The organism is Secundilactobacillus folii, from assembly GCF_009720675.1.
GTDB lineage: Bacteria > Bacillota > Bacilli > Lactobacillales > Lactobacillaceae > Secundilactobacillus > Secundilactobacillus folii.
This window is the reverse complement of sequence record NZ_WNJO01000001.1, coordinates 67,167-91,395: the sequence shown is the minus strand read 5'-3', so window position 1 is coordinate 91,395 and position 24,229 is coordinate 67,167. Positions and strand designations below refer to the sequence as shown.

At 46.2% G+C, this 24,229-nt stretch carries 20 protein-coding genes; 1 reads left to right on the top strand and 19 read right to left on the bottom strand.

Annotation, left to right across the window (positions count from 1 at the left end; translation table 11 throughout):
* Positions 1 to 32: 32 nt before the first annotated feature.
* From GM612_RS00475 to GM612_RS00465, 3 genes are all read right to left on the bottom strand, one after another.
* Positions 33 to 5,255, bottom strand: a complete 5,223-nt coding sequence (locus tag GM612_RS00475) for an MBG domain-containing protein (protein ID WP_173021173.1) — start codon at positions 5,253 to 5,255, stop codon at positions 33 to 35.
* A 293-nt stretch (positions 5,256 to 5,548) separates the two neighbouring features.
* Positions 5,549 to 7,054 (bottom strand): glycerol kinase GlpK, encoded by a 1,506-nt coding sequence (gene glpK, locus GM612_RS00470; protein ID WP_155430642.1) that lies wholly within the window; start codon positions 7,052 to 7,054, stop codon positions 5,549 to 5,551.
* Between the two features lie 171 nt (positions 7,055 to 7,225).
* On the bottom strand, positions 7,226 to 7,414 hold the full coding sequence (locus tag GM612_RS00465; RefSeq protein ID WP_155430420.1) for a 2-hydroxymuconate tautomerase: 189 nt from the start codon (positions 7,412 to 7,414) through the stop codon (positions 7,226 to 7,228).
* Positions 7,415 to 7,584: 170 nt separating this feature from the next.
* On the opposite strand from GM612_RS00465, the gene GM612_RS00460 reads away from it, so the two are divergent.
* The gene (locus GM612_RS00460; RefSeq protein WP_155430419.1) at positions 7,585 to 9,006 is read left to right on the top strand and encodes a C69 family dipeptidase; all 1,422 of its coding nucleotides are present in this window, start codon (positions 7,585 to 7,587) and stop codon (positions 9,004 to 9,006) included.
* Between the two features lie 103 nt (positions 9,007 to 9,109).
* Here GM612_RS00460 and GM612_RS00455 read toward each other — a convergent pair whose 3' ends face one another.
* The 16 genes from GM612_RS00455 to plsX form a co-directional block, all read right to left on the bottom strand.
* Complete coding sequence (locus GM612_RS00455) at positions 9,110 to 9,427, bottom strand: hypothetical protein (RefSeq protein WP_155430418.1); 318 nt, start codon at positions 9,425 to 9,427, stop codon at positions 9,110 to 9,112.
* Between the two features lie 143 nt (positions 9,428 to 9,570).
* Positions 9,571 to 9,933: a 50S ribosomal protein L19 gene (rplS, locus tag GM612_RS00450; protein ID WP_155430417.1), complete on the bottom strand. Its 363-nt coding sequence runs from the start codon at positions 9,931 to 9,933 to the stop codon at positions 9,571 to 9,573.
* Positions 9,934 to 10,141: 208 nt separating this feature from the next.
* Positions 10,142 to 10,909: a tRNA (guanosine(37)-N1)-methyltransferase TrmD gene (trmD, locus tag GM612_RS00445; protein ID WP_155430416.1), complete on the bottom strand. Its 768-nt coding sequence runs from the start codon at positions 10,907 to 10,909 to the stop codon at positions 10,142 to 10,144.
* Positions 10,909 to 11,430, bottom strand: coding sequence for a ribosome maturation factor RimM (rimM, locus tag GM612_RS00440; protein ID WP_155430415.1), 522 nt, complete (start codon positions 11,428 to 11,430; stop codon positions 10,909 to 10,911). Before rimM ends, trmD begins: the two co-directional genes overlap by 1 nt.
* 62 nt (positions 11,431 to 11,492) lie before the next feature.
* The gene (locus tag GM612_RS00435; RefSeq protein WP_155430414.1) at positions 11,493 to 11,750 is read right to left on the bottom strand and encodes a KH domain-containing protein; all 258 of its coding nucleotides are present in this window, start codon (positions 11,748 to 11,750) and stop codon (positions 11,493 to 11,495) included.
* Positions 11,751 to 11,759: 9 nt separating this feature from the next.
* Positions 11,760 to 12,035, bottom strand: coding sequence for a 30S ribosomal protein S16 (rpsP, locus tag GM612_RS00430; RefSeq protein ID WP_155430413.1), 276 nt, complete (start codon positions 12,033 to 12,035; stop codon positions 11,760 to 11,762).
* Between the two features lie 133 nt (positions 12,036 to 12,168).
* Positions 12,169 to 12,465: a hypothetical protein gene (locus GM612_RS00425; protein ID WP_155430412.1), complete on the bottom strand. Its 297-nt coding sequence runs from the start codon at positions 12,463 to 12,465 to the stop codon at positions 12,169 to 12,171.
* A 2-nt stretch (positions 12,466 to 12,467) separates the two neighbouring features.
* Positions 12,468 to 13,712, bottom strand: a complete 1,245-nt coding sequence (locus GM612_RS00420) for a VWA-like domain-containing protein (protein ID WP_173021172.1) — start codon at positions 13,710 to 13,712, stop codon at positions 12,468 to 12,470.
* A gap of 20 nt (positions 13,713 to 13,732) precedes the next feature.
* Complete coding sequence (locus GM612_RS00415) at positions 13,733 to 14,890, bottom strand: ATP-binding protein (protein WP_155430410.1); 1,158 nt, start codon at positions 14,888 to 14,890, stop codon at positions 13,733 to 13,735.
* A 74-nt stretch (positions 14,891 to 14,964) separates the two neighbouring features.
* Complete coding sequence (gene ffh, locus GM612_RS00410) at positions 14,965 to 16,413, bottom strand: signal recognition particle protein (RefSeq protein WP_155430409.1); 1,449 nt, start codon at positions 16,411 to 16,413, stop codon at positions 14,965 to 14,967.
* A gap of 18 nt (positions 16,414 to 16,431) precedes the next feature.
* Positions 16,432 to 16,773 carry a putative DNA-binding protein gene (locus GM612_RS00405; protein WP_343031723.1) on the bottom strand — a complete coding sequence of 114 codons (342 nt, stop codon included), beginning with the start codon at positions 16,771 to 16,773 and terminating at the stop codon, positions 16,432 to 16,434.
* Positions 16,774 to 16,899: 126 nt separating this feature from the next.
* Positions 16,900 to 18,462, bottom strand: coding sequence for a signal recognition particle-docking protein FtsY (gene ftsY / locus GM612_RS00400; protein ID WP_343031722.1), 1,563 nt, complete (start codon positions 18,460 to 18,462; stop codon positions 16,900 to 16,902).
* Positions 18,463 to 18,483: 21 nt separating this feature from the next.
* Positions 18,484 to 22,035: a chromosome segregation protein SMC gene (smc, locus tag GM612_RS00395; protein ID WP_155430407.1), complete on the bottom strand. Its 3,552-nt coding sequence runs from the start codon at positions 22,033 to 22,035 to the stop codon at positions 18,484 to 18,486.
* Positions 22,036 to 22,060: 25 nt separating this feature from the next.
* Positions 22,061 to 22,762 (bottom strand): ribonuclease III, encoded by a 702-nt coding sequence (rnc, locus tag GM612_RS00390; protein ID WP_155430406.1) that lies wholly within the window; start codon positions 22,760 to 22,762, stop codon positions 22,061 to 22,063.
* A 95-nt stretch (positions 22,763 to 22,857) separates the two neighbouring features.
* Positions 22,858 to 23,106, bottom strand: a complete 249-nt coding sequence (gene acpP / locus GM612_RS00385; protein ID WP_155430405.1) for an acyl carrier protein — start codon at positions 23,104 to 23,106, stop codon at positions 22,858 to 22,860.
* A gap of 73 nt (positions 23,107 to 23,179) precedes the next feature.
* Complete coding sequence (plsX, locus tag GM612_RS00380; protein WP_155430404.1) at positions 23,180 to 24,217, bottom strand: phosphate acyltransferase PlsX; 1,038 nt, start codon at positions 24,215 to 24,217, stop codon at positions 23,180 to 23,182.
* Positions 24,218 to 24,229: the final 12 nt, after the last annotated feature.

Below are 24,229 nucleotides of genomic sequence, written 5' to 3'. Positions count from 1 at the left end.
TCAGAGTTCTTTTATTGCCACAAATCAATTGATTACCGTTCATTTTCCTTTTTTCGACGTTTACCTAAGAAGCCAAACAGGGTCAACAAACTTATTAAGCTGAGGCCAAGTTGTACAGATGAATTCCGTTGCTCATTCGTCTGTGGCAATTTTCTGGTCTGTGCTTGCTTGTTAGTCGAGGTCGTTGAACGTGTTCGAACTGCATATTCAGCCGTCCTGGTTACAGTAGCATTCTCTGCTGACAACTTTGATTCAGCCGCACTTCCTAGCGATTCATTTGACGCCGGCGTGTTTGAGTTCGTGGTGCTAGATACCTTGACATTTGCACCACTGACATCTGTTGAGATTGTGTTCCTGCCATTAGAATTGGAATTGGCGCCGGTTAAGTGCGAACTAATCTGATTTTGACCACTGGCTGAGCCCGACTGTGTCTCACCCGTTGTGCCAGTTGAGCTAGTCGTTCCTGTCGTACCCGTAGTAATTGACGAGCCAGAATTATCACCTGAAGAAGTGTCAGTTGTCGTGTTTAGCGTCACGTCAAGTGTACCAGGCAAGAAATCATTTTGCGTGAATTCATAACCCTTGTTAGCGGCTTCCACAGCTTGCTGACCCGCTTGGTTCAACCGAATGAGATAGTCTCCAGGCGTCAGTGCCCCCAGTTGTGCCGTACTCAAGGCATCTGCCGCGACCCACTGACTCCCATTAATATTGATATCAAAATCTGCGTTAGTGAGAGTCACTGGTACTAGACCAGAACCATATGCTGCATTAGCGCCCGTTTCAATCGTCAAAGTTGGTATCTCAGCCCCATAGGTCATACTACTATCGTTAACTTTCACCTGAGTTGTCTGGTTATTGCCTGCAGGAACAGCTGTCACGCTTAAAGTACCAGCGTGAAAATCGGTCGTCTCGAAGCGATAACCTGGATTTGCATTTTGAACTGCTGTTTGGCCGGCATTGGTCAAGCGAACCTTGTAGTTTCCAGGAAGCATTGTTTGCTTTTGAGTTGGCGTCAAATCGCTCAATTTTACCCAAGTAGCAGGATTACCGTCCACTCCTGGTAATTGTACTTCAAAATACTCATTGCCTAAGGCCGGTAACGTCAAAAGTGAACCTGATTGTTGAAGGGTAAAGTTTGGCGTGACTCCGCCATATGGCATTGTTTGATCACTGACTGACGGTTGCGTATCTACGCTATCGCTGGCTGGTGCTGGATCAACAGTCAAGTTGCCAACAATGAAGTCATTTTCCGTAAAGCGATAACCGCGGTTTGCATTTTCAATCGCAATCTGGGCACTTGGGGTCAGCTTAACCTCATAATCACCAGGAAGCAGGGTCTGCAACTCATCAGCAGTGACACTTGTCGCTTGAACCCACGTGGTTGAAGTCCTATTAGGAATTGCAATATCAAAATCGGCATTGCTCAAAGTCGGCAAATTCAATGCTGAACCAATCCCATCAGCAGTCGGTTGAATACTAAAGGTCGGTAACGTACCCCTATAAAGCATTGAACTTGGATCAACAGCTACCTGAGTAGTCTTACTATCGTTGGCATTCAGAGGTTTAACCTTCAGATCACCAGCATGAAAGGCGGCAGCGGTAAAGGTGTAGCCCGGATTGTTGCTGGCAATGATTGCCTGACCAGCCACGTTAACTTGAACGCTGTAATCGCCCTGAGTGAGTAGCGCTTTTTGCGTATCCGTTAGACTTGTTGCAGTGACCCAAGTTTCTGGTGCACTGCCATTGGTCGGGAACAGAATATCGAAGTCATTATTAGTTAAACCGTCAACATCCAGTGCTGAACCAGTCTGATTATTTTGTAGAATCGTAAACGTTGGCAATTCACCGTTATAATTCATTTGGCTGTCACTTACCGTTACTTGGCTGACTGAGCTATTAGTGGCAGATACTGGCTCGACCGTTAGTAGGCCGGCGTAGAAATCAGTATCAGCAAAACTATAATTAGGATTAGCAGCCTCAACGGCAGCCTCACCAGCCGCTGTCAAGCGAACGCTGTAACCGTTTGAGTTAGGCAACAAAGCTTGTTTTTGAGCTTCAGTTAAATCGTTAGCGTTCACCCAAGTTGCAGTCTGACTATCGGAGGCTGGCAACTGAATTTCAAAATCAGCCGCCGTCAAAGCTGGAACCGTCAATGCTGAACCAACTGTGGCATCTTTTTGAATCGTGAAGTTTGGCAAGGTACCATCGTATGACATTTCACTGTCTTGAACTTTTGCATGCGTTGTCACACTATTGCTGGCTGGCGCTGGAATCACCGTTAAAGTACCTACTTCAAAGTCGCTGTCCTTTAGACTGTATCCTCGGTTGGCATTTCGGATCGCAATTTCAGCGTCCGGAATCAACTCAACTTGGTAAGTACCAGGCACCAGCGTCTTTAACTGATTGGCACTCAACATTGAAGCTTGAATCCAGATAGTTGAGTTGCCCCCATTAGGAATGGCCACATCAAAATCGGCATTGGTTAAAGTTGGGATGTTCAAATTCAAATCTGATGTAACCGTCTTGACGGTAAAGTTCGGCAGCGTACTATCATACTGCATTTGACTGTTATTTACACCCACTTGGGCTTCAATTGGGGTCACCTGCAATGCGCCATCATGGAAAGCAGCCGCTGTAAAGGTGTAGCCCGGATTGTTGCTGGCAATGATTGCTTGACCAGCCGCGTTCACTCGAACGCCATAATAACCTTGAGTCAGCACTGCCTTTTGCGCGTCCGTTAAACTACTTGCAGTGACCCAAGTTTCTGGTGCACTGCCATTGGCTGGAACCAAAATATCGAAGTCATCATTGGTTAAGCCGTCAACATTCAGGGCCGAACCGGTCAAATCATTTTGTTGAATCGTAAACGTTGGCAAGGTACTGTTGTAATCCATCTGAGCATCGATAACCGTAACTTGACTAGCAAGTTTATTAGTCGCTGGTACAGGATTGACAGTTAATGTACCAACATTAAATGCTGTGCTATCAAAACTATAATTAGGATTAGCAGCCATTACAGCAGCTTCTCCAGATGCTGTCAAGCGAACACTGTAACCGTTTGAGTTAGGCAACAAAGCTTGTTTTTGAGCTTCAGTTAAATCGTTAGCGTTCACCCAAGTTGCAGTCTGACTATCGGAGGCTTGCAACTGAATTTCAAAATCAGCTTTTGTCAAATCTGGCACCGTTAATGAAACCCCACTAGTACTGGTCTGAACAATCGTGAAGTCCGGCAAGGTACCATCATATGACATTTGACTATTAGCTACGGTGGCGTCAGCCGATGCTTGGGTAACGGTTAGAGTACCTACTTCAAAGTCGCTGTCCTTTAGACTGTATCCTCGGTTGGCATTCCGGATCGCAATTTCAGCGTCCGGAATCAACTCAACTTGGTAAGTACCAGGCACCAGCGTCTTTAACTGATTGGCACTCAACATTGAAGCTTGAATCCAGATAGTTGAGTTGCCCCCATTAGGAATGGCCACATCAAAGTCGGCATTAGTTAAAGTTGGGATCTTCAAATTCAAATCTGATGTAACCGTCTTGACGGTAAAGTTCGGCAGCGTACTATCATACTGCATTTGACTGTTATTTACACCCACTTGGGCTTCAATTGGGGTCACCTGCAATGCGCCATCATGGAAAGCAGCCGCTGTAAAGGTGTAGCCCGGATTATTGCTGGCAATGATTGCCTGACCAGCCGCGTTAACCCGAACATTATAATAACCTTGAGTCAGAACTGCCTTTTGCGCGTCCGTTAAACTACTTGCAGTGACCCAAGTTTCTGGTGCACTGCCATTGGCTGGAACCAAAATATCGAAGTCATCATTGGTTAAGCCATCAACATTCAGGGCCGAACCGGTCAAATCATTTTGTTGAATCGTAAACGTTGGCAGTGTGCCATTATAATCCATTTCACTATCATTCACGGTGGCTTGACTAGCTTGCTTGCTGGTTGCAGATACTGGACTGACTCTCAAAGTGCCTGCATTAAAATCACCATCAACAAAACTATAGGATGAATTAGCACTTCGTACCGCATTTTCACCATCCGTGTTCAAACGCACGCTGTACCCCGCACTATTCGGTACTAAAGTCTGCTTCTGAGCTACTGTTAAAGTCGCTGCATTGACCCAAGTGCCAGCTTGATCATCAGTAACCGGTAACTGAATTTCAAAGTCAGCATCTGTCAGATCTGGCAGTGTTAATGAAACCCCACTAGTACTGGTCTGCTCAATCGTGAAGTCCGGCAAGAAACTGTTATATGACATTTGACTATCGGCGACAGTGGCATCAGCTGATACCTGATTGACAGTTAAAGTCCCAGGCACAAAATCACTGTCTGGCAAACTATACCCAGCGTTAGCATTGCGAATCGCAATTTTGGCGTCAGGGATCAGTTCAACTTGGTACGTCCCAGGAACTAGTAGCTTTAATTCGTCAGCGTTTAACATTGAAGCTTGCATCCAGAAGGTTGAATTGCCTCCATTAGGAATAGCGACATCAAAATCGGCGTTCGTGAACGTCGGTAAGGTTAAAGCCGAGCCGGATGACCCATTAAATTCAACTGAAAAATTCGGTAACGTCCCCTGATAAGACATTGATGTTGGTACAACTGTAACAGTTGTTGCTGTCGTAGCGCTAACCGGGTCTTCAGCAGCCTTTGCACTGATTAATTTTGAAGTTGCAGCGTTTTGCGCCGTAACAGTTGAGACCGCGTCAGAAGTTGCTTTTACCTGGTTAACTTGGGATGCCACAGACGCAGTAGAATTCACTTGTTTAGTCGCTACCTGGTTATCAGTCAATGTGCTGGCAGTCGACTTGCTGGTAACAGAAGAACCCGGCTGAGCACTGGTCGCTTGCGACGAAGACGCACTAGAAGACGATGCAAATGAAGCTGGCGCGGTCGAGGTACTTGTCGCGGCAACTGAACTGGTGCTTGATAATGCGCTAGCGGCACTTGTCGCACCGGTATCTGTCGAACTGGCCGCCGTCGAATTAGCTGTGGTATTAGCTGAGGAAGTGTTTGAAGCCGCGCTCTCATTGATTGTTTTGGCAGTTGAATTAGCTTCCACTGCAGTCGTCGGTTCAGTTGACGTTTGTGCGCGTGCCACCAAGCCGCTATTCAGCAACACTCCAGCACTAAAGGTCAAGCCGAATAAAGCCGCATATACCCAGTGCTTTCCCATTTTATATGATTTATAATGCTCCCGTTGATTGGCGCGGACAAAACGTTGAAGATTATTCTTTCCTGTCAAAGTAACTGCCCCCCCACATATTAAATACAGATTATATAAGTCAATGCTATTGTAATTCATCTCTTTAGCTAATAGCAAGAATAAAAAATGAATTTTAGCCAATTATCCTGATGTACAACTGAGTATTTACCTGAATCAAAAATCAAATTGTCGTGATCCTAAAAATTAAGGGAACTCTGACATTGACTACCTCTGAAACATGATGATTATACAAATTATTATTTCCGACTATTGAACCAAACGAAAAAGCCGATACCCACTTGAAATGGGTATCGGTGTAAATTTCTTTTCAATTAGCCCTTTGGTTTGAACATTTGGGTGGCTTTTACCGCTGCTTGCCAGCCTTTATAACAAGCTTCACGGGTCTTAGCATCCATTTTCGGATCAAATTCTTCACTTGGTTTGTGCATTTTTTTGATTTCCGCCATATCCTGCCAAAAACCAGTGGCCAAACCGGCGAGGTATGAGGCACCCAGAGCCGTGGTTTCAGCAATCGCTGCCCGTTGAATGTGGGTATCCAAAATATCAGCTTGAAACTGCATTAAGAAGTTATTATTCGCTGCCCCACCATCAACACTCAGCGTTTTAATATCGATGCCAGTATCAGCACTCATAGTATCCACAACATCACGTGTCTGGTAAGCGATGGCTTCAAGTGTAGCTCGAATAAACTGTTCGCGAGTAGTCCCCCGGGTTAGCCCAAAGACTGCCCCACGAACCTCCTGATCCCAATACGGCGCACCCAGTCCCGTAAACGCCGGCACGACATAAACGTCATTCGTCGTTTTGGCTTCAACCGCTAATTTTTCTGACTCTGAGGCGTGCTCAAACAGCCGCATACCATCCCGTAGCCATTGAACAGCTGAACCAGCAACAAAGATGCTTCCTTCCAAAGCGTATGTCACTTCGCCGTTGATCCCATAAGCAATTGTCGTCAATAGACCCTTATCAGACAGGGTCGGTTGGGTACCCGTATTCATCACAATGAAGGCACCAGTACCGTACGTGTTCTTGACTGATCCGGTTTCAAATGCAGTTTGGCCGAACAACGCTGCTTGCTGGTCACCGGCGATGCCAGCAATTGGCACCTGAATCCCAAAGAAGGTAAAACCGGCTGTGTAGCCATAAGTATATGAAGATGGGTGAACTTCTGGCAGCAAGCTGGCTGGAATGTTCAATAGATCTAAAATTTCCTGATCCCACTTCAGCTCATGAATATTAAACAGCATTGTGCGCGAGGCATTGGTATAATCCGTAGCGTGAACATGGCCGCCCGTTAACTTCCAGAGAATCCAAGTATCGATCGTCCCAAACAGCAGCTCACCCTTTTCTGCCCGTTCACGAACACCAGGCACATTATCCAAAATCCACATGATTTTAGTGGCCGAGAAGTAAGAATCGATTACTAAACCAGTCTTTTTATGGATCAGATCAGCGTAACCCTTTTCCTTGAGCTGATCGGCAATTTCACTGGTTTGCTTGGATTGCCAAACAACGGCGTGATAAACCGGCTCACCGGTATTTTTATCCCAAATGATCGTGGTTTCACGTTGGTTGGTGATACCGATGCCACGGACCTTGTAAGGCTGAATCTGGGCATTGATCACTGCATCTGAAACCACCGATTGGACGGCACCCCAAATTTCGTTAGCGTCGTGCTCAACCCAGCCCGGTTTAGGAAAATACTGGGTGAATTCCCGTTGCGCCTGACCCACAATCTGACCATCCCGGTTAAATAGAATTGCTCGTGTACTCGTGGTACCCTCGTCAATTGCCATTATGTACTGTTCGTCATTCATCGCTAAGTCTCCATTCATTTTTGTTTCCTGTTAGTCAATCTTCTATAGTATACCGAAGATGTTTGAATTAGCCAACCTGTACAATTTAAAAAAGCGTTAATATCGGTACTGGAATCGGTTACATTAACAGCCATAAAAAAAGGGTAACGCCAAGACGTCGACCCTCAAGAATTATTTTTCGTCGCTCTTCAGGATGCCGCCAACACTATAACGGTTAGTGGCCATTTCACTTAAGATGACGTGAACGTGTTCAGCGGGAGCGCCAGTATTTTTAGAAACCGCGTCCGTAACGTCCTTAACCAAATTCTTCAATTGTTCTTGGGAACGACCTGCAATGAGGTCAATGTGTACGATTGGCATGTTAGTGCCTCCTTGTATAGAATGCTCAAATTATACCGTTTTTTACCTCTGTGAGCAAGCGCCCTTCAAATTTCCAGAACACATCCGGATTAAATAAGACAACGGTTTTCACTGTATTTATCAACAATCATGATATGATGGACGTATTAAAAATTAATGGAGGGATTCACATGTCGTTTGAACCTTTTTCTGCTTGTACCAGCATTTTGATCGGTAAGGCAGCGAGCGTGGACGGTTCGGTGATGATTGGCCGAAATGAGGACTCGCGCGCTGCGTGGCCAAAGCACTTCGTTGTTCACCCTGAAACTGTCAGTGCCAACAATCAGTTCGTCTCAAAGAATAATGGTTTTAAAATGCCACTGCCAAACCAGGCTGATAAATACACGGCGACTCCCGAATGGACTGAGAAATACGGTCTGTTTGAAGAGGACGGCATCAACGGGCACGGTGTCGCAATGAGCGCTACCGAAAGTACTTACGCAAATGATCGGGTACTGGCGGCTGATCCATTGATCGAAGCCGGGATCGGAGAAGAGGCCATGGTGACCGTAACGTTGCCCTACATTAAGACGGCTCGGGAAGGTGTGAAACGTCTCGGAGCAATCATTTCTTATTACGGTACGTCAGAAACCAATGGTATTTTATTTGCTGATAAAAATGAAGCTTGGTACATGGAGACCGGTTCTGGACACCAATGGGTCGCCCAGCGAATTCCCGATGACGGTTACGCCGTTGTCGCTAATCAAATGGCGATTCAAGACGTTGATTTCGATGCTCCTGAACAATTTATGTGGTCGGCTGAGCTCCGTAAATTTGTCGCTGATAACCATTTAAATCCTAATCGCAACGGTTTTAATTTTCGTGAGATCTTTGGTACGAATAACCAGATGGATGCCTACTACAACTTACCACGGGTCTGGTACGGCCAAAAAATGTTCGATCCAAGTATCGAGCAGGCCATCAATAGTCACACCATGCCGTTTATCCAGCGAGCAGAAAAGTTACTGGCCGTTGAAGATGCCCAAGCCTTTTTGAGTTCTCACTATCAAGAAACACCATATGATCCAATTGGCACGGGTTCTGACACCGACCGGAAACGGTTTCGGCCAGTCAGCCTGGCCTCGACCCAGGAGTCTCACGTCCTGCAAATGCGGCCGTTTGAACAACCTGAACTGTCAGGTATCCACTGGTTAGCAATGGGTGTTGCAGCCCAAAGCGTTTATGTCCCCTTCTTTGCAGGTATCACCAGCACACCTGAAGCGTATCAACTTGGCCAGCAAAACTACAGCGCCGATAGTGCCTACTGGGTCTTTAAACATGCCGGTGTCCTTGTGGATGCGCACTACCATCAATTTAACGAAGAGTTGAAAACTGTTCAGCAGGAATTGAATCAACGGTTTGCGCGTTCGGTGACGGAAACGACGCGCCGGGCTACCCACTTATCCGGTATTGAATTAACCACGCTGCTGACCAAAGAAAGTAATCAAAATGCAGCGTTAGCTCTGAAAAAGTATCGCGACCTAACGGCTGATTTGATTACTAAAGCAACTGCCCTTTCTCCTTTGAGCTATAAACAGGATTTGAATTTGTAATAACCGATTTCTTTCAAAAAGCGGTTACTGATCTCCCTAAAAGAAAAAGCACGACAAATTCCCAGTTAGGATCTTGCCGTGCTTTTTTAACTTTAAATCCTTATTACTGAACCAAAAAGAAAATACCTAAAACTAAAAATAATGCTAGTTCAAACGCGCCCGCCAATTTTGCCATCCCAGGCCGCTTGACACGCGGAACCGGACCGACTCTTTTAATGGCTGCACTCATGAGTGATCCAAGCAGCCACTGGAGTAAAATGATGACTGCTAAAGCAATCAAAACATGCATTGATAAAAAGGTCAAATGAGACCCGATAATTTTAATTAACAAGCCAATTAATGCCACGGTGGCGCTGCCTTGAACCACCAACTGGGCACGGAATAGTCGCTGTTGGCCTGCTGTCAACTGTTTTTCAGACAACCAGATCACTTCCCTAAACTCGGTTTCAATTCATATTTAGCATACAGTGCTAGCCATCGAAACTCAAGTTTAACCGGCCGTCAAATTAAAAAGTTCCCAGTTAACAAATTGCTAACTGGGAACTTTTTAATTGAAACTCTTGCCTACTTACGAGGGCGACGAGCTTCTGGGATACGAGCAGCTTTACCATGCAAAGCACGGAGGTAGTAAAGCTTGGCACGACGGACACGACCGTAACGTACAACTTCAACTGAGTCTACTCGTGGTGAGTGAACTGGAAAAGTCCGTTCAACACCGACCCCATTAGAGATCTTACGAACAGTATACATTGCTTGGATACCAGTACCGTGACGCTTGATCACGACACCTTCAAACAATTGGATACGTTCCCGAGAACCTTCAACAACCTTAGCGTGGACACGAATGGTGTCACCGGGACGGAAGTTAGGAATGTCGGTACGTAATTGATCTTGGTTGATCTTTTCGATTAATTCATTCTGGCGCATAATGTTTCTCTCCTTCAATCAACATTCATACTCGATCTCGACAGCGGAATATTGTTAGTTGTGGCTAAACAGCCATCTAATAGAATATCATATCTGGCCTGCAGAGTAAAGAGAAAATCTAATCTGTCAGACAATCACGACTTGTTTCTCATTCAATCTGTTAGCAAAAAATGACGAAACGATGCAACTCGAAACCAAAAAAGACCGATTACTCCTGATCCTCATCCGCTTCGTCCAATTCGATTTGGATGTCTCGTAATTGACGTTTCTGATTCCCGGTCAATGTCAATTTATCAAGTAGATCTGGCCGCCGCATTAACGTTCGCTTTAACGACTGAATTTCTCGCCATTCATCAATTTTTTGGTGGTTGCCACTGATTAAAACAGCCGGCACTTTCATCCCTCGAAAATCCGCTGGACGGGTATACTGCGGGTATTCCAGCAGACCAGTTGAAAATGAATCACCTGGTGCAGAAGCTTCATTACCCAGCACACCAGGCAGTAGCCTGGAAATGGCATCGATCATAACCATTGCGGGCAGCTCGCCGCCGGTCAGCACGTAATCACCCATTGACACTTCGTCGGTTACGAGGGTTCGAATCCGTTCGTCATAACCTTCATAGTGACCGCAAATAAAGGTCAAATGATCTTCTTTAGCAAAGTCTTCAGCCACTTTTTGGGTAAATTGCACCCCCGCCGGATCCATTAAAATGACCCGTCCCTTTTCGTGCCCTAGCTTGGCCGCCTTTTTTTGCGTGGCAGCCATGGCATCAAAGATTGGCTGTGGCTGTAACAACATCCCAGCACCACCGCCGAACGGGTAATCATCGACGTTGCCATGTTTATCAGTAGAATACTGCCGAAAATCAGTCACTTCGACTTCTAGTTCGTCCCGGTCCAGTGCCTTGCCAACAATCGAATCATGCAGCGGGCCGTTAAACATATCCGGAAAGAGACTTAAAACATCAATTCGCATTACTCTAGTCCCTCCATCAGTTCAACCGTGACCTGACCAGCATCTAAGTCCACCTTCTTAACGACCTGATCAATTACTGGCAACAAGAGGTCTTCTTTATCTGGACGGGCAACGACCCAGACATCGTTCGCACCCGGTGCCATGATTTCTTTAATGGTGCCCAGTTTGCGGCCATCTTCCGTAATCACATCCAAACCAATGATTTGATGATAATAATACTGACCATCTTCAAGATCATCGTCCGAAAGGTTTTCTTCTGCCACCTTGAGAACGGTTCCCTTGTATTTTAAAACGTCATTGATATTATCATAGCCCCTTAGTGTGATCAGCATGAATCCCTTATGCTGGCGGGCGCTATTGATGGTGATCGTATCAAAGGGGGTCGGTGCTTTATCATCCTTAAAAACCGCTAACTGGCTGCCCTTTTTAAATCGCTGTTCAGGGAAATCAGTGATGGTCACAACACGCAGCTCACCGGCAATCCCATGGGTGTTTACGATCGTGCCAACTTTATAGTACATCTGGGTACCTGCCTTTCAATTAATTTGATTTTTGTAACAAAAAAGCTCCCGAGACCTGAGTCTCATTTGGGAGCTTTAGACTCATCGTTAATGACAAGCCGCACACGCTTAGGATCATTGATCCGTACGCTATATACGATTGTGCGGATCGCAGAGGCAACGTGCCCCCGCTTGCCTATCACCCGGCCTACATCGTCACCAGCAACCGTCAAATGATACTCGTAAAACCGATCAGTTTCGACGCGCTCAATTTGAATGGCTTCTGGATGTTCCACTAGGGGGGTGACAATCGTGGTGATTAATTTTTTAAAGTCGGTCATGACTGATCACTACTTCTTTGTGAACTTAGCTTCGTGATACTTCTTCATAATCCCTGCTTGGGAAAGCAAGGTCCGAACAGTATCTGAAGGTTGGGCACCGTTGTTTAACCAGTTCATAATGCTTTCTTCTTCAAGCGTTACTTCTGCTGGTTCAACAAGTGGGTTGTAAGTCCCAACTTTTTCGATGAAACGGCCATCACGAGGACTTCGTGAATCCGCAACAACGATACGATAGAATGGGCGTTTCTTCGAACCCATCCGCTTTAAACGAATCTTTACTGACATGCATGACACCTCCTGTTAATTCTTTCAACGATAAATAATATACCAGTTATCTAAGAGGTTGTAAAGGTTTTTTTCTTTACACCTGAAAACAAAGTCGCAGTAAGCACGAATGACACTTTGACCCAAGCAATCGTCACTCAAAATCCCGCAGTAGCCACTCCTGGCTGCCAGCAGCTAGTTCACCTTGATGACGGCGCAAAAAAGTCATCACGCTCTTATAATCTTTGGGATCAAAAACCCGTGGCAGATTACGATCAGTCTGAGTTTCCTGTAAAGCCATCATAAATTGCAAATCCGCGACAGTAATCATTTCACGCATCAGCGGGTTGGCTTGATTGACGTTTTGCCAGTCGTTATGAAGCAAGTTTTGCGCGCGTTTAAACGGTGCTGTTTGCTGAATAACGGCCCGTAATTGTTCTGCTGTCAGCATTGTTAACTCCTTTCGTGGATCACGGTCACGCGACCCACTGGTTGTTTGATTGACAAGTCGGCAACGCTGGTTGTCAATCCCCAGATAATGTTTGTCAGACCATGGGTGTCGACACGTTGTTCACCATGGCCATCCGTTAAGATCAACACCACAGCGTTTAAATCATTAGCCCCCTGCATCTGCAGCCAGTCAAAAATGGCCTGAAAAGTCGTCCCACCGCCCGCAAAACGCTTAAATTCTAGTTGTGAGGCCACTGCCAGGCGCTGCTGATGATCGGCATGAACCACAGCGTCAAATGGCAAGACGGTGACTTGATCTCGGTAGCGTCTTAGCAGTTGCGCGACTTGAGCTAAAATGGTTTGCACTTCAGAGTCACTCATGGATCCTGACTCATCAATGAAAAAGTAAAGCCTGCGTGTACTCGTCAGCGAACGACCAGGCAACTCCAACCGGTAGGGCTGACGACGATTAAACCGGTTAAAGGCCGGTTGTTGCCGTTTGAGCGGTCCATTCAATCCCAGCATGATCAGTTGGCGCCAGTCTAAGGCTAAATGGGTCGTTTGGGGTGCTAGTTCATGTTGGAGACGGTTGGGCAGTATGCCACGCTGCTTATCAGGCGTACCTTGCCAAGCACCGTTGCGAATCTCTGCTAGCTGCATCTTAGCGGTCTGTGATAAGGGTTGCCAGCCACGATGATCTTCTGGCGACTGGCCTAAGATACGTTTGACCTGTGTCGCTTTATGACCAGTTTTATCTGTCGCTAGTGCGGCTTTGATTCGTCTCAGATAATCCGCTGAATTCAGTTCAGGTGGCAAATGCAGTCCAAGCTTAAAATTGAGTTTAGCCCGTGTGATCGCCCCTGGAAAAAGTGTCTGCAAATGGTCGTTAACCACGATGTCAGTCGCCAGCCGAACTAGGGATGAATTACCCTGTGCAGCGTATCGTTTGGGGTGTTGCCAAGCCAGATGGGCGACTACATGGGCCAACATAGCTGTCAGTTCACCATCCGTGTGGGCCACTTCCGCCAACTGATCTGGATTGAGCACAAGGGTCAATTTTTCCCCAGTAGTCAGGGTCATAGCAACTGGTAACTGACGGTCGATTCGTTTGTCCAACCGAAGCAGCATTTCACCATAGAACCGTTGACTATTCAACATTTGGCGGGTAAACTGCTGAAAAATCGCTCTGAATTGGCGTGTGTATTTTTCATTATCCGTCTGTTGCTTTAATTCCTGTAGCTGTGTCACAAGCACCTGCCGTCACCCTTTCAATCGAGATCATTATTCAAGCCGATTGCTGTCAGTTGATCATATAACTGCTTGACGGTTGGCAGCCGTTGAGCCGCGTCATACATCTCTTCAAGGACGTTCGGCTTTTCGGCTAACTTAAGTGCAACAGCATACTGACCATCAGCTGGCATCATGTTTAACAAGGTATTAAAACGGGTCGCATATTCTGCATCTGTCAACGGGTACTGGTCAAGCTGCTCAATTAAATTATTCATAATTGACTGCTGCTGATCGATTTCACTTGTTCGAAAGCGGTGACTCACAGCGTCTTCGAGCTCATCTCCACCATAGATATCAGTGGCACTGAGTCCTGCTTTTTGACGGCGTAAAAAGGCTTCAAAACTCTGCCCCACAGTCATCCCCAAATCCCCTTGTAAAAGATCTAAGCGCAAAGTGAGTTGCTGTTTTTCCGGCAGTTCGGCCAGCGCCTGCAGGTTTTTTGAGACCCGCTGCCAAGCTCGAGGAGTGGGGTAAAGATCCGCGTCATGGTCGGCGGGTGCAAGCTGCCCGGGATTTTCTTCGATGTAGCGTCGGACCCGGGGATCGATTTGGCCAGCATCATTAGCCCACATCAACCAGTCTTGAACATCTGCACGCATCACCAAACGGACTGTCCGGTCGCTAATTGCCGCATCGCCAACGGTGACACCATAGTCACTATTCTCAAAACCCGCCATCGTTGCATCGGGATTTTCAGCCAGTATCAAATGGACTTGATCTGGGAGTCGCAAACTATTGATCTGCCGTTGTAAAACGAGGTTCATCAGTTCGCTTTGAACGGCTTGGGTCCCCCGATTGAACTCATCTAGAAACCAGATAATCGGCTGTTGTGGATGCCTTTCAGCCCACTGAATGATTTCAATCAATGTATGGGTATAACCATACTTTACGTCCGCCAGCTCACCATACTGAGAAGTTTTAACAAAGGCCGAATCACTTAAAGGGGGCACCGGAATGGCCAGATCGCCCTTTTCCGACAAGCTGACTACGGTGGTAAATAGTTTAGCTTTCAAATCAGTCGCCACCTGCGCTACAAGGGCCGACTTACCGATCCCGGCTTCACCCACGATTGCCGGGACATTGCCAGCTTTCAAGACTACTGGAATTACAGTCACTAATTCTTGAAACGATAACATTAACACACCTTCCCTGTCGTCAGATTTTTAAAAAAGAGCCCAAGGCAGACGCCCTCGACTCAGTTTAGACACGCTTATTTACGACGGCGTCTCAGCTTACTACGACGCTTCTTGTTCTTTTTCATCCGACGAGACATTGACTTCATCGCCATTTGTCCCATCTTGCCACCTAAAGCACCACCCATGCCGCTCTGGTTCATTAATCCTTCCATACCAGAAAAGTTGCCCTTGGAAACTTGACTCATCATTTTTTTCATTTGGTTGAATTGCTTGATCATCCGGTTGATCTCTTGGATCGGTCGACCAGAACCAGCCGCAATTCGACGCCGACGAGACGGATTCAACACGTCCGGATCTGTGCGTTCTTGTTCGGTCATAGAGTAGATTGCAGCCTTGATATGATCCATATCTTTCGGATCCATCGAAGCATTGGCTAAGGCCGGATTATTGGCCATTCCCGGAATCATCTTCACTAACTGATCCATCGGACCCATTTTTTGAATCTGCTCCATTTGATCCAAAAAATCGTTAAAATCAAACGTGTTCTCACGCATTTTTTCGGTGAGCTCTTGAGCCTGTTTTTCATCAACTTCTTTTTGGGTCTTTTCGATCAGGGACAGCATATCGCCCATCCCAAGAATTCGAGACGCCATTCGGTCGGGGTGGAAGACGTCTAAATCGGACATCTTCTCACCTTCACCGACGAACTTGATTGGCTTACCAGTCACCGCCCGAATTGAGAGTGCGGCACCACCACGGGTGTCACCATCTAACTTGGTCAAACTTACCCCGGTAACATCCAGCTTATCATTAAATCCTTCAGCAGTCGCCACGGCGTTTTGACCGGTCATTGCATCCACGACCAACATAATTTCATCTGGATGGGCTAGTTCTTTGATCCTTGCCAGTTCGTCCATCAGCTGTTCGTCAATTTGTAATCGACCAGCAGTATCGATGAAAACATAATCATTATGATCCTCTTCAGCCTTGGCTAATCCTTGGCGGACAATTTCCACCGGATCGGTGTCAGTACCCATTTCAAAGACTGGCACGTCGATCTGCTTGCCCACGGTCACCAATTGATCAATAGCGGCAGGTCGGTAAACGTCGGCGGCAATCATTAACGGACGCGCCTTGTCCTCAGTTTTTAGCCGGTTAGCGAGTTTGCCGGCAGTCGTCGTTTTACCAGCACCTTGAAGACCGACCATCATAATGATCGTTGGGATCTTGGTCGACTTATTCAATGGGGTGGCTGTTTCCCCCATGGTTTTAGTTAATTCTTCGTCAACGATTTTGACGATTTGCTGGGCCGGGTTCAAGCCCTCCAGCACTTTGGCGCCGGCTGCCCGTTCCCGAACCGTTTTAACGAAGTCTTTCACCACATCAAAGTTAACATCGGCTTCCAGTAAGGCCAGGCGAATCTCACGCATGGTATCACGCAGGTCAGATTCGGAAACCTTCCCCTTGCCGCGTAAACGTTTCATGGCGTTCTGTAAACGCTCGGTCAATCCTTCAAATGCCATCTATCATGCACCTAACTTTCATTCTTCTTCAGCTGATTCTAACTGGCTGACCAGTTGATTGAGTTGATTATCGTTTGGATAGTTTTTAGCTACATAAGCCTGAATCTTATCCGCCAGCTGATTACGGGTGGTAAATTCGGCGAATAAATGCAGCTTTTGTTCGTAATTTTCTAGAATTTTCTCGGTTCGCCGAATATTATCGTACACCGCCTGACGGCTAACCTGAAAATTCTCTGCAATCTCACCCAGTGAAAAATCATCACCGTAGTAAAGCTGCATGTAGTCATCTTGTTTCTTGGTCAACAACGGCTGATAAAAGGCAAACAGCGAGTTGATCCGGTAGTTCTTTTCAATCTCCACGTTGGAACCTCCATTCAACCTGCAGACTAGTGTAACCTAGCCTATCCATTATATCAAATCATTGGGATACTGGGACTCTAAATCACAAAAAAGTCGCCAGCCACTTCAGACTGCGACTTTGTCAAACTAGTCAACATCAATGAGTCCCTTGAATAAGCCGTATACAAATTCGTCAGGTTCAAACGGCCGCAAATCGTCAACCTTTTCGCCAAGGCCAACGTATTTGACTGGTAAATGCAGTTCGTTGCGGATCGCCAGCACGATACCACCGCGCGCAGTGCCATCTAGTTTGGTCAGTACAATGCCAGTGACATCCGTCGTCTCTTTGAATAATTTCGCTTGATTCAACGCGTTTTGGCCGGTAGTTGCATCCAAAACTAGCAGCACTTCCTGCGGTGCGTCGGGAATCTCACGGGAAATGACCCGCTTCATTTTAGCCAGTTCATTCATTAAGTTAGCTTTGTTTTGAAGCCGACCTGCGGTATCCACAAATAAAATATCGTAGTTCTCAGACTTGGCCTTTTGCAGCGCATCATAAACCACGGATGAAGGGTCACTTTTTTCCGGTCGCTTGACAATGTCGACCCCGTCACGCTGAGCCCAAACGTTTAACTGCTCGATGGCGCCCGCTCGAAAAGTATCCGCAGCAGCCATCAGCACCTTTTTCCCCTGTTGCTTAAAGAGGTTGGCCATCTTACCAATCGTAGTTGTTTTACCGACCCCATTGACCCCGACAAACAAAATAACAGTTGGACCTTGTTTGGCCAGATTCAACCCGTTTTGCTCGTTTGTGCCAGCTTGATCATACAGTTCGATCAGTTTTTCAACCACCACGTTTTGAACGTCCTTAGACTTCTTGACGTTTTTCAACTTCACTTCTTCTCTCAATTGGTCACTGATCTGCATGGCCATGTCAAACCCAACGTCTGCACCAATCAAGGTTTCTTCCAAGTCATCAAAGAAACTTTCATCAACGGAACGAAAATTAGCCAGCAAATGGTTCAATCGTTGGCCAAAGGTTAGTCGAGACTTTTCCAGTCCCTTATCGTAGCGTTCAGCGTCCGTTGTAACCTCTGGTGCTTCGTTTGCCGCAGCTGACTTATTATCGCTAACAGCAACTGTTTGAGTGTTGCTGGCGTCATCGCTGCTCTCCGATTGAGTGTTGGTGACACCTGCTGAAACCGTTTCATCAGTTTGAACAGCCGATTCTTCAGACTGAATTGCCACTTCTTGTGATGATTCTGAGACTGGTGCTTCGCTACTGACCGTTTCCGAAGCGGCATTGGCTGCTGCAGCAGCTGATTTAGCTAATTCAGCAGCCTGTTGAGCAGCATTTTGAGCCATTTCAGCAGCTTGCTGTGCCGTGTTTGAGTCATCTGATTGCGTATTGGCTGCCGGTTCTTCGATTTGAGTTTCTGAGACTTCAGACCGTTCCTTTTTCTCTGTTTCTTCAGTGGTACCTAAATCAGCAGATTCACTAGATTCAACTGGTCTTTGAGTTGCCACCGCTTCTGAAGTGGTTACTTCAGCTTGGTTATCCGATTGCTGATCAGAATCATTTCTCTTTGTTGCCTGTTCTTCAGCAGACGCTGTAGCGTTTTCAGCCGTTGACTCGGCTGTTTTCTGCTCACTCGTCTGTTTTGATTTCGCTTCTTTTGAGCGTCGTTTAAAGAAATCAAATAGCCCCACAAGATCACATCCTTAGTCATTTTAACTTTGGGCTGGTACTGTATTTAAATCAACTGAAACTAATTTGGACACCCCTGACTCCTGCATGGTAATGCCGTACAGGCGGTCAGCTTGGACCATAGTTTCCTTTCTGTGCGTGATTACAATAAACTGTGTGTCATCATCAAAGTGATTGAGATAACTGGCAAAGCGCCCCGTATTAGCTGGATCTAAAGCGGCTTCTGCCTCGTCTAGCACGCAAAACGGCGCCGGTTGAACTTGGAGGACCGCAAACAATAGCGTGATAGCAGTTAGCGCCCGTTCGCCTCCTGACAGCAACCGCATACTTTGTAGCCGTTTACCAGGCGGTTCTGCCATGATTTCAATCCCGGTTGTCAGCAAATGTCCTGGATCCGTCAATACCAGTTTAGCATGCCCACCACCAAACATTTTCGTGAAGGTCTTTTGGAACTGCTGGTTTAAGACTTTAAAAGTTGTGTCAAACCGTTCGATCACTTGCTGGTCCATTTCGTTCATGGTATCAAGCAAATTGGTTTTTGATGCGCTGAGATCTTCTCGCTGCTGACTTAAAAAGTCGTAACGCGTTTTAACCCGGTCATACTCGTCGATACTTGAAACATTTACTTCGCCAATATCGGTCAAACCACGTTTAAGTAATTTTAACTTCTGCTTCACTTCATCATACGACAAATTAACTTGATTTTGTTTAGCAAATGCCAAGCTAACGTGATAATTTTCAGACAACGACTTTTGATGAGCATCAATTTGGGAACTGACCTTTGAACAGACCATTTCCAGTTGCTGAGCAGCTAGCTGTTCACTATTAAGTGTCTCTGTCGCTAATTCATTTGATCGTTCCAAAGTTGCTTGTTGATCGTTAGCCGAGTCGAGATGCTGGTTTAGTTGTTCAATCGCTGCTTTCAGACGCTGCTCTTCCTTAGCTAGTTCAGCTAAATCAGCCTCGTGGGACTGCGTAGTTTGGCCGGTATGGTCGCGCTCTTCTTTAATGGCATCCACACGGTCTTGCAGTGATTGAATCTCCGCTTCAATTTGTTCAAGCCGTTGCTTTTGTTCCTTAGATTCCTTAGTCAGTTGTTTGGCTTGAACCGTCTTCGTTGTAACAACGGCACGTTGATCCTGATACTCGGTACTTAATTTTTCAACGGTTTGGGCACGCTTTTCTTGCCGTTCTTTGAGCTGCGATATTTTAGCTTTCAGATCGACTAGCTGCTGCTGTGCTGACACCGTTTCACGTTCATTTTGCTTTAGTTGAGCAACATAGTCCTCATCATTTTGATTTAAGCCCCACTGTGCTTGATGAACGGCAATTTGTTTCTTGATCGAATTCACGCGATCAGTCAGGAGTTTCACCTGATTTGCTGCCTGCTGTTTAGTCACGTTCAAGTCGTTTAACTGCTGCTGTTGTACAGCCTGGGGATCCTGTTTCTGAAGCGCTTTTAACTGCTCAAGTTCTTTTTGTTTAGCAGTTAATTGATCCGCCATCTGGGTTACGTTCAACTGGAGCTTTTTTAATTCCTGACGCTGACTCAAAACACCATGACGTTCGTGCTGCTCGCGTCCACCAGTCATTGCACCACTGGTAGAAATCACTTCACCATTTAGTGTGATGACCCGGTAGCGGTGCCGAACGAGGTTGGCGATTGATACCGCATGATCAAGACTATCAGCAAATAGGACATTACCTAATAAATGGTCTAAAACCGGTTGCAGTTTATCGGCTGAGACGGTCACCAAGTCGGCAGCCACCCCCAGAAATCCCGTTGCCTGCTGACATTTTTGCAGGATCTCTGAACTCACATATGTGGTTCGAATTTTGGTGAGTGGCAAAAACGTGCTGCGGCCTAACCGATTTTTAGACAGGTAATTGATTGCCGCTTTGCCAGCGACCTCGTCCGTCACAACAACGTGTTGCTGCTGTGCTCCGATAGCCGATTCAACGGCTTTGGTATAGCGTTCTGGAACCTGCAAAAGTTCAGCCACTGGACCAATGATGCCAGCCAATTGATCTTTGGCCTTTAACACCGCTCGCGTACCTTGGTAGAAACCAGTATAGTTTTGTGCCAGTTCCGCCATGCTCTTTAACCGTGCTTTGGCCTGCTGACTTACTTCAAGGGCCGAGAGCCACTGATCATTAAGCTGATCGATCTGTTGCTGCCGTTTTTGATGCTCACTCACCAGCTGCTGACAGTGTTTTTCTAGCGTTTGATACTGCTGTTGATCACGGGTTAATTTTTGGTTGGCAGTTGTTAAAGCTGACTGCTGCGCCGCAAGGTCTTCTTTTAGCCCCTGTAAGCGTTGGTCAGCTTGCTGATTTTCCGAGGAGGCCCGCTGCTGGTTTTTTTCTAAATACTGTTTTTGGTTATGCAAAGTCGTGATCGTCTGCAATTGATCAATATAATCAGCCTGCAAACGATCTTGCTCACCAGCCAGTTTCCCTTCGTCTAAATCAGTTAGTTGCGTCTTTAGTTGGCTAGCCTGTTTCCGATCCTGCTGCAGATCCTGATCGAGCTTGGTTAGGTCAGCATTGGTTTTAGCTAAGACTGACTGTGCTTTTGCCAAGTTGGTTGACGCTGTTTTAAGCCGAACCGTTAACTCACTTAAAGTTTGTTTTTGATGCTTTTGACGTTCTGAATCAAGGGCTTGTGCGCCTGCTACCCGTTGTTTTTGAGTAGTTACCGCGAGCAGTCTTTGATTGGTTACATCTTTTTTTGCGGTCAGCGCCGCGGTATTTTTACGGGCCGCTTTTAGTTCCGCTGTATTATCCGCTAACTGCTGCTTGGTGTCTGCTACTCGCGCTTGTTTATCGTGTAATTGAGACTGCTGCGTTTTTAACTTTGCTTGTAGCGATTCAATCTCTAACACTAGGCGAGTCTTATCGAGCTCGTCAAACTGCTTTTTTTGAGCCACGTATTCTTTAGCAAGGCTACTCTGTTGCGCCAGCGGTTCAATTTGACTGCTCAGTTCAGTCATTAAATCATTGACTCGGTCAAGATAACCGGCAGTTTGATCTAGTTCTCGCTGGGCCTTTTCCTTACCCTGACGGTATTTAGAGACACCGATCAGTTCTTCAACGATAAACCGGCGATCTTCTGGTTTACTATTAAAGATTGCTTCGACACGGCCTTGGGAAATCATGGAAAAGGCATTATCGCCGATTCCCGAGTCCATGAACAGGTTTAAAATATCTTTCAGCCGACATTCCTGACCGTTTAACTCATAACTACTTTCGCCGTTACGAAATAGCTTTCGAGTGACGTTGATCTCGCTATAATCAGTCTTTAAGTACTGGTCGGAGTTGTCCAAGACCATTGTCACTCGTGCCCGGTTCAGGGGCTTTCGTTTGCTCGAACCCGCAAAAATAACGTCGGGCATCCGGTTCCCACGTAAATTTTTAGCAGACTGCTCCCCAAGCACCCAGCGAATAGCTTCGCTAACGTTACTTTTACCGCTGCCATTAGGGCCAACAATGCCCGTCACGCCGTCTTCAAATTCGATTTTCGTGTCGTCTGCAAACGACTTAAAACCACTAATTTCCAGTGATTTGAGCTTCATACCTAACTCCCCGTTCGTTCAATAATTAAGCTTGGTTTGGTTCAAGTTTCAACAGGGCCTGTCGTGCAGCACTCTGCTCAGCATTTTTCTTGGAGTGACCTTCCCCGATTCCAAGTTCTTTACCATCGATTTTAACGGCGACCTTAAACGCTCGGTCATTATCTGGACCGTTCTCAGAGAGTAATTCATAATCAATTGAGACAGGTCCATTTTTTTGAGCCACTTCCTGAAGTTCAGTTTTATGGTCAAAGAACTCGTCAAAACGACCCTCATCAAGTTTTGGAAAAATAACCTGAGCTGCAAAAGCCCGGACTGGTTCCACTCCTTGATCAAGGTATAAGGCGCCGATAAAGGATTCAAAAATATCACATAATAGTGAGTCCCGTTGCCGAGCGTGCGCTTTTTCTTCGCCCTTGCCCAGTCTGATATACTGGTCAAAATGGCACTCACGCGCGAAGCTCGCAAAGCTGTCTTCATTCACCATCGCCGCCCGTAAACGCGTTAAACGACCCTGCGGTAATTTTGGATAACGGCGATAAATATACTCGGACACGACTAACTGCATGACCGCGTCACCTAAAAATTCAATTCGTTCGTAAAACTTCAAATTTTGATTTGGATGTTCATTCACGTAGGAAGCCTGTGTAAAGGCTTCGTCCAGTAAACTTTTATCCTGAATCACAATGTTAAATTTCGACTTTAATAAGTCGTCTAATCCCTCGATCAATATTCGTACTCCTTTGCCTTTGATACAAGGAAAAAGGCTGTGACAAAACGATTCGTTTCACCGCAACCTCTCACCCAATACTCAATTTATTGTTATTACTTGCTGTCGGTGTTGGCAACGATATAATCGACTGCTTCACCGACCGTGTTTAGATTTTCGGCCGCCTCATCTGAAATCTCAGCACCAAAAGTATCTTCTAACTCGAGGATAAATTCGACAAAATCAATTGAATCAGCATCCAAATCGGTTTTAAAATTCAGTTGCGGCGTGATCTTATCCCGATCAATTTCGAACCGATCTGCAATAATATCGGCTATTTTGTTAAAAACTTCATCTTTAGACATAAATTTACCTCACTCAATTTATTACAATTGCCAGTTTATCACAAACCACTCTAAAACGGTAGCCAACTTCAGCCTACTTCTGCATGTCAGCCTTCATTGCAGCCATTTCATCACTGTGATCATTAAAGTAACTGACAACGTTATCAACAGAATGGTTTTCAAGCATACTTTTAATTTGGCCAATGGTGTTAGCGATGGTCTCTGCTTTGGCCGAGCCATGCGTCTTGATGACCGGCGCTTTCACACCTAGCAGAACTGCCCCACCGTATTTTGAATAATCCATTTTATTTTGAATGTTTTTGAAAGTCGGCTTCAACATCGCAGCCCCTAACTTACCCGTTAAGCTGCCTTCGAGGATGCTGTTCTTTATCAGTTTCAGGACCGATAAAGCGGTCCCTTCCGTGTTCTTGAGCACGGCGTTACCAGTGAAGCCATCGGTCACGACCACGTCAGCAGCGCCATTCAGTAGTTCACGGGATTCAACGTTACCAATAAAGTTTAGATCTTTGGCACTGCCCAAAATGTCGTGAACAGCGCGGTGAGCCATGTCACCCTTATCAGCCTCGGTGCCGTTATTTAAGAGCCCGATTCGAGGATTATCAAAGCCCATGACCGTTTGCGCATAGTACTTGCCAAGAATGGCGTACTGGTATAGATTGAACGGCTTAGAGTCAGCGTTTGCACCAACGTCTAACATTAGAAATTGATCCTGTTTTGGATTATTGATCACCGGTAAAGTCGTAGTTAAGCCCGGCCGATCAATGCCCTTGATCCGGCCGATGATCAATAGCCCAGCAGCCAGGATAGCCCCGGTGTTGCCAGCAGAAAAGAAAGCGTCATCAGCACCGTCACGGACAGCCTGAGCAGCCAAAACGATACTGGACTGCTTTTTACGACGGATCGCACGGACTGGCTCGTCCTCCATAGCGATCACTTCATCCGCTTGAACGAGGTCGATCCGTTCGGCGTTGTTCAAAAGTGGTTTGACTTTGTCATTTTGACCAAACAAGTCAAATTCGACTTCCGGATAACGGTCGCGGGCGATTTCAATTCCCGCAACAACTTCTTTTGGTGCGTAGTCGCCACCCATGGCGTCAACAGCAATTTTCAAGATTTATTCCAT